Origin of the sequence: Desulfonatronospira sp., from assembly GCA_003563255.1 — a bacterium.
Classification (GTDB): Bacteria; Desulfobacterota; Desulfovibrionia; order Desulfovibrionales; family Desulfonatronovibrionaceae; genus Desulfonatronospira.
The window spans coordinates 1-7,136 of the sequence record PWSL01000265.1 but is presented as its reverse complement, the minus strand read 5'-3'; the positions used below and the strand labels follow the sequence as shown (position 1 = coordinate 7,136).

Annotated in this window: 6 protein-coding genes; 5 read left to right on the top strand and 1 reads right to left on the bottom strand. The window is 57.9% G+C overall.

The genetic code is table 11. The features are described from left to right. Positions 1-10 precede the first annotated feature (10 nt). Genes QZP87_RS07735 through QZP87_RS07715 form a run of 5 tightly spaced genes read left to right on the top strand, consistent with a single transcriptional unit; the run spans position 11 to position 5,539 of the window. Positions 11-892 (top strand): Mrp/NBP35 family ATP-binding protein, encoded by an 882-nt coding sequence (locus tag QZP87_RS07735; protein WP_291322345.1) that lies wholly within the window; start codon positions 11-13, stop codon positions 890-892. Then, positions 889-1,557 carry a tetratricopeptide repeat protein gene (locus tag QZP87_RS07730; protein ID WP_291322344.1) on the top strand — a complete coding sequence of 223 codons (669 nt, stop codon included), beginning with the start codon at positions 889-891 and terminating at the stop codon, positions 1,555-1,557. Before QZP87_RS07735 ends, QZP87_RS07730 begins: the two co-directional genes overlap by 4 nt. Positions 1,558-1,562: 5 nt before the next feature. Then, the gene (gene iorA, locus QZP87_RS07725) at positions 1,563-3,395 is read left to right on the top strand and encodes an indolepyruvate ferredoxin oxidoreductase subunit alpha (RefSeq protein WP_291322343.1); all 1,833 of its coding nucleotides are present in this window, start codon (positions 1,563-1,565) and stop codon (positions 3,393-3,395) included. Between the two features lie 3 nt (positions 3,396-3,398). Continuing rightward, positions 3,399-3,995: an indolepyruvate oxidoreductase subunit beta gene (locus QZP87_RS07720; protein WP_291322342.1), complete on the top strand. Its 597-nt coding sequence runs from the start codon at positions 3,399-3,401 to the stop codon at positions 3,993-3,995. A gap of 11 nt (positions 3,996-4,006) precedes the next feature. Next, on the top strand, positions 4,007-5,539 hold the full coding sequence (locus tag QZP87_RS07715; RefSeq protein WP_291322341.1) for a sigma 54-interacting transcriptional regulator: 1,533 nt from the start codon (positions 4,007-4,009) through the stop codon (positions 5,537-5,539). 294 nt (positions 5,540-5,833) lie between these two features. On the opposite strand, the gene icd is transcribed toward QZP87_RS07715, so the two are convergent. Then, positions 5,834-6,982, bottom strand: coding sequence for an NADP-dependent isocitrate dehydrogenase (icd, locus tag QZP87_RS07710; protein ID WP_291322340.1), 1,149 nt, complete (start codon positions 6,980-6,982; stop codon positions 5,834-5,836). Positions 6,983-7,136: the final 154 nt, after the last annotated feature.

The window sequence follows — 7,136 nt, the reverse complement described above, 5'->3', positions numbered from 1 at the left end:
GGAGGATAATATGAAGGACCTGAAAATGGCGCCCACATGTCCCGGCGCTCAAGATAAGCAGAAAGAAAAACAGGACAAAGATGCCAGACTGCGCAGCCGCATGGACAGGATCAGTAAAAAACTGGTGGTCATGAGCGGCAAGGGCGGTGTGGGCAAAAGTACAGTAGCCGCCAATATGGCTGTGGGGCTTAGCCTGCAGGGCTACCGGGTGGGTCTTCTGGACCTGGATGTACACGGACCGAGCATCCCCAGGCTGTTAAGCCTCACCGGGGAGAAGCCCCACATGGACAAGGATTTCATGGAACCCGTCCCTTGGAGCAGAAACCTGTGGGTCATGTCCCTGGGCTTTTTACTGCCCAGCAACCAGGATGCGGTCATCTGGCGCGGTCCGGTCAAGATGGGCCTTATCCGGCAGTTTCTGCAGGACGTGGCCTGGGGTGAGCTGGACTATCTCGTAGTGGACTGCCCTCCCGGGACCGGGGACGAGCCCATGTCCGTTCTGCAGCTCCTGGGAGAAGACACCGGGGCGGTCATTGTCACCACCCCCCAGGCGGTGGCCGTGGACGACGTTCGCCGCTCAGTAAGCTTCTGCCGGGACATGGATACTCCTGTTGCCGGCATAGTGGAAAACATGAGCGGATACGTATGCCACAGCTGCAACGAACACCTGGATATCTTCACCTCAGGGGGAGGCGAGAGCCTGGCCCGGGAAATGAATGTCCCCTTCCTGGGACGCATCCCCATAGACCCGGAAATAGTTCGTTCCGGAGACGAAGGCTATATTTACATCAAGACCCATCCCCAGAGTCCGGCGGCCCTGAGCATCACTTCCATGATTGAAAGTGTGACGGCTGACAACCGAAAAGACGCAGAAGCAACGGAGGCCATATGACAGATCCCGGCAACAAAAAGGGGTTTCTGGACAGGCTCATGAGCGAGGCGGACGAGACCGCCCATCCCCTGTTGCAAAAGATCCAGGAATACCAGAAAATGATCCTGACGGTGGTTGTAGCCGTGGTAATAGGTGCGGCCTCCTATTCCGGATACACCTTTTTTACCGAGAGGGCCCAGCAGCAGGCCCAGGAAGAAATGAGCGCAATACTGGCCATGCAGGACCAGGAGGAAAGAATACAGGCCCTGGAGAACTTTCTGGAGGACGCACCCGGTGCCATGCAGGGAGGGGCTCTACTTGAGCTGACCCGTATCTACATGGACACGGGCAAATACCAGGAGGCCGCCGAGGCCTTCAGCCGCCTGGAAAAAAAGGACGATTCCCTTCAGCCCCTGGCCCTTCTGGGCCGGGCCAAGGCTTATGAGCTCATGCAGGACTATGCCAGGGCTCTGGAGATCCTGCAGGAGGCCGGGGACGACTTTCCCAGGGAGTTTGAAAACCAGTATCACACGCAGAAGGCCTTTGTGGCTGAACAGGCAGGGGATTATCAGCAGGCCCTGGAGTCATACCAGAGCCTTAAAGAGCTGGCCCACGGAGCAGATGATGGATTTATCCGCTACAAGATAGACAGCTTGCGTAAAAAGACAGAACAACAAGGGAGCTAAGACTGATGAATCTTTTAGATCCAAAATCCGGGGCCAGGGAGTTGCTCCTGGGCAACGAGGCCATCGTCCGCGGTGCCTTAGAAGCCGGAGTGGGATTTATTTCCTGCTACCCGGGCACCCCTTCCTCGGAAGTCCCGGACACCTTTTTCCGCCTTTCAGACAGAGGAGATTATTACTTTGAGTACTCCATCAACGAGAAAGTGGCCATGGAGGTCGCCGGCGGTGCTGCCCTGGGAGGCGTCCCCACCCTGGTGACCATGAAGCATGTAGGCGTCAACGTGGCTGCAGACCCCTTGATGACCCTGGCCTACATCGGCACTCCAGGGGGCCTGGTCATCCTGTGCGCCGATGACCCGGGGTGTCATTCCAGCCAGAACGAGCAGGACAACCGCTATTACGTGCGCCTGGCCGGTCTGCCCTGCTTTGAGCCGGCCACCGCCCAGGAATGCAAGGACATGACCCGGGAGGCCTTTGAGCTTTCAGTTAGATGGCAGCAGCCTATCATGCTGCGCACCACCACCAGGATCAACCACATGCGCGGTCCGGTGACCTTCGGAGAACTTCCGCCGGCAAAAACCAGCGGAGAATTCGTCAAGAACCCCCAGCGTTTCGTATCGGTCCCGGCAGTGGGCAGGGCCAGGCACAAGGCCCTTCTAACCAACCTGGAAAAAATCCGCCCGGAGATAAATTCATCCCCCTGGAACCGTGTTTACGGCCAGGGCAATGACGGGGTCATAGTCTCCGGGGTCAGCAGGGCCTATCTCTCGGACGTGCTCAAGCTTTACCCGGACCTGAAGGTAAAAGTTTTGGAACTGGGTCTGGGATATCCTTTCCCGCAGGACCTGGTTGCGGATTTTGTGCAAAGCGTGGACAGGGTCCTGGTCCTGGAAGAACTGGAACCCATCCTGGAAAACGAGGTCCGGCTGGTCTGCCAGAAACGCGGACTGAGCACCCATGTTCAGGGCAAGGACCAGGATCTGCCCCTGTTTGATGAATACTCCACCTCCGGGGTCACTGCCGCCCTGCACCGCTTTCTGGGGCGCGATGTGCCGGACCAGCAAATGTGCAGCATTGAGCAGGAAAAACTGCCCGCCCGGCCGCCCAATCTGTGCGCCGGCTGCTCGCACCGCTCGGTATATGTGCGGGTGCGCAAAATTTTCGGTGATGATGCCGTATACTCCTCGGATATCGGCTGTTACACTCTGGGCATGCTCCCGCCCCTGAAAGCCGCGGATTTTCTTTTGTGCATGGGCTCGTCGGTATCCTCTGGATGCGGCATGTCCAGGGCCGTAAAAAATCCGGTGGTGGCCTTCATCGGCGACTCCACCTTTTTTCATTCCGGAATTACCGGCCTGGCCAACGCGGTCTACAACCAGCACGATCTTCTGCTGGTTATCCTGGACAACAGGACCACAGCCATGACCGGGCACCAGCCCCATCCGGGAGTGGACCAGTCCCTGTACAACAAAAAGCCCGGACACCTGGAAATTGAACCCCTGGTCAAGGCCTGCGGAGTGGAACAGGTGAAAAAGGTCAAGGCCCTGAACCAGAAGGCCCTGGACCAGGCCTTAAACGAGATGAAGGACGCCCCGGGTGTCCGGGTGCTCATTGCTGAAGAGCCCTGCCCCCTGTACGCCCGCAGGGTACTGGGACAGAAAAGGACCCAGAAGGCAAAGGTAGCTGTATCCGACGAATCCAGCCTGGAATGCCTGCACACCCTGGCCTGCCCCGCCTTTTACCTGGAAGGGGAAAAAGTCCGGATAAGTCCTGTACACTGTGCCGGCTGCATGGTCTGTGTCCAGATCAGCAGCAGCATCAAACCCGAGAGCAGGAGTTAAACCATGAAACCCTTACGCATCTTTTTTTCCGGTGTAGGCGGCCAGGGCACCCTGACAGCCACCAGGCTCCTGGCGGAAACCGCCCTGGAAAACGGTATGGAAGTAACCGCCGGGGAAATCCACGGCATGGCCCAGCGAGGCGGAGTAGTACATTCCTTTGTGCTGGTGGGTGGTTATATGAGCCCCAAAATATCTTATGCAGAGGCGGACATCCTTCTTGGGTTCGAGCCCCTGGAAACTCTGCGGGCCCTGCCTTTTCTGCAGCCCGGGGGGCTGGCCCTCAGCAGCGATACCCCCGTCCCGCCTTTGTCCGTTTCCATGGGAAAGGAACAATATCCGGATATTGACTACATCCGGGAAAATGTCGCCGGATGCGCCGGAAAATCATACTTTGTCCCCTGCACCGAACTGGCCGGCCAGGCAGGCAATGTCCAGACCGCCAACACGGTCCTTCTGGGGGCCTTTTTTGCAGGCGGATTCTTCGAGCTGGACTTGGACGTCTTTTTGGAGGGTATCCAGAAAAAACTTCCTCCAAAACTGGTGGATGCAAACCTCAAGGCCGCCAGGCTGGGCGCTGAATTTATGGCTTCGGTAAACTGAACATACTGCTTATGACAGAGAATAATTACCTGGTCGCCCTGGAAAAACTGCTCATGCAGCACGGCTGGCAGGGCCCGCTGCGCGAGGGGCTGGAGAAGCTTCTGCAGGCCACTGCGGATGAAATGGATTACAAACGCATTTCCCTGGCCATATTTGATCCCAAGACCCAGAGCATCGAATTCAGCCTGTATATCGGATTCACCAAGACCCCCAAGTATTCCTACACCCCGGGACAGGGAATCATCGGCCAGGTGGTCAAGGAACAGTCCCCTATTATCGTTCCCCTGATGAAGGACGACCCCAACTTCCTGAACCTGGCCTTTGACCGCACCCCGGAAGAACTGGCCAGCATGTCCTTTATCTCAGTGCCCATCAAGCGCCACGGCCAGGAAAACGAAACAGAGATCCAGGGAGTCCTGAACGCCGAGATGGAGCTTAGGGACCTGCCGGAACTGGAGACCAACTGCCGCTTTCTGCAGGTATTGGGTATGTTCATAGCCAGGCAGACATCTTTTCTCCAGGAGGAGGTCAGCAGACAGAAAGAGCTGCCCCAGTTCACCACCGCCGAGATGAAAAGCGCCCGGCAGAGCATGTCCGAAAGCCAGCTCATCTCCACCTCCAAGGTCATGAACATGATCATGAACCAGGTCATGCAGGTGGCCCCCAGCCGGGCCACGGTGCTTATCCGGGGGGAGTCAGGCACAGGCAAGGAGCTGCTGGCCGAGGCCATTCACAGGATGAGCCCCAGAAAGGACAAGCCCTTCATCAAGCTCAACTGCGCCTCCCTGCCAGGGGAACTCCTGGAAAGCGAGCTTTTCGGATATGAACGGGGAGCCTTTACCGGTGCGATGGGTCAGAAGAAGGGACGCTTTGAGCTGGCTCACCTCGGCACCTTTTTTCTGGACGAAATAGGAGAGTTAAGCGCCGAAGCCCAGGCCAAGCTGTTGCGGGCCATCCAGGCCGGGGAAATACAGCGCCTGGGAGGGGAGAAAACCACCCGGGTCAATGTGCGTATCGTCTGCGCCACCCATCAGCCCCTGGAAAACCGCATCCATGAGGGTACATTCAGGGAGGACCTGTACTACCGCATCAATGTCTTTCCCATTTTCATCCCGCCCCTGAGGGAGCGCAGGGAAGATATTCTGCCCCTGGCCGAGCACTTCCTGCAGACTTTCTGCAAAGAATACGAAAAAAACATCAGACGTATTTCCACCCCGGCCATCGACCTGCTCATTCAGTATCACTGGCCGGGCAACGTGCGCGAACTGCGCAACTGCATGGAAAGGGCGGTGCTTATGTGCTCCGAGGAGGTCATCCGCACCTATCACCTGCCCCCCACCCTGCAGACCGCCGAAAGCACCGCCACCGACACCGAGCTGCCATTTGTGGAGACCGTGGCCCGCTTCGAACAGGAACTCATCATAGACTCCCTGAAAAAGGCCCGGGGCAACATGCTCCAGGCCGCCCGGGACCTGAAGGTCAGCTACCGCATCATCAACTACAAAGTCAAAAAATACCGCATCAACCCCAAGAGATACACCTGAGGCCGGGATGTCGGAGCAGTCGGAGCAGTCGGACCTGTCGGAGCTCTCTGACCCGTCGGACCTGTCGGACGTGTCGGACCTGTCAGACCCGTCAGACCCGTCAGACCTGTCGGACCTGTCAGACCTGTCAGACCTGTCGGACCCGTCAGACCTGTCGGACCTGTCGGACCTGTCGGACCTGTCAGACCTGTCAGACCTGTCGGACCCGTCAGACCTGTCGGACCCGTCAGACCCGTCAGACCTGTCGGACCCGTCTGACCTGTCGGACCCGTCTGACAGGTCCGACATACCACCCTACAGGTTCTCGCCTATAAGCTCTCCGAACTCTTTGCAGCCCACGGTCACGGCGTCCGGGATCTGTCGGGCCAGGTCCTGGGTGACCCTCTTGCTGGAGACCACCTTTTCAATGGAGGCGTGGATAAGATCCGAGGCCTTTTCCCAGCCGGCATGCTCCAGAAGCATGGCCCCGCTGAGGATCAGGCTGCCCGGGTTGACCACGTCCTTGCCGGCATAGGAGGGCACAGTGCCGTGGGTGGCCTCGAAAAAGGCCAGCCTGTCGCTCATGTTCACCCCGGGGGCCAGGCCCAGTCCGCCTACCTGAGCGGCCAGAGCATCCGAGAGGTAGTCCCCGTTCAAGTTGGTGGTGGCTATGACGCTGTAGAGATCCGGCTTCAGGAGCACCTGCTGAAACATGGCATCGGCTATGCGGTCCTTGATGACCAGCCCGGTTTTGCCTTGGCCTGCCTCGTCCTCGGTGATGGTCCTGTCGGCGTACTCCTCCCGGGCCAGCTCATAGCCCCAGGCCCTGAAGGCTCCTTCGGTGTACTTCATGATGTTGCCCTTATGCACTAAGGTCACGCTGGGCCTTTTCTTGTACAGGGCATAATCTATAGCCTTGCGCACCAGGCGCTTGCTGCCCTTCTCGGAAATGGGCTTGATGCCTATGCCGGACCCGGGCGCTATATCCGCCTTCATTTCATCGCGCAGGAAAGAGGCCACTTTTTCCACTTCCGGGCTGCCTGCAGCCCACTCGATGCCGGCGTAGACGTCTTCGGTATTCTCCCTGAAGACCACCATATCCACCAGTTCAGGTCTTTTGAGAGGAGACATTATACCCTGGAAGTATTTCACGGGCCTGATACAGGCATACAGGTCCAGAACCTGGCGCAGGGTGACGTTGAGGCTGCGAAAACCCCCGCCCACAGGGGTGGCCAGGGGTCCCTTAATGGCCAGTTCAGCTTCCCTTAGGGTATCCAGGGTTCTGGCGGGCAGATACTCTCCTGTCTCTTTATAGGCTTTTTCCCCGGCCAGAAGCTCCACCCATTCCAGGCTGTGCTCGCCGCTGTAAGCCTTATCCAGGGCCTGGTCCAGTATCGGCCTGGCTGCCTGCCACACTTCGGGTCCTATACCGTCTCCCTCGATAAAATATGCAGTCTTGCGCACTGATAAACTCCGTTTGCTGTCTGGGTTATTATAGGTATGCTATCTGTCATCTATTCTCTGTCGTCTGTATGGCCCTTTGCAAAAGCACCATGTCCGCCAGCACCAGCATGACCATGGACTTGAGCACCGGCACAATGCGCGGAATGGCGCTTAT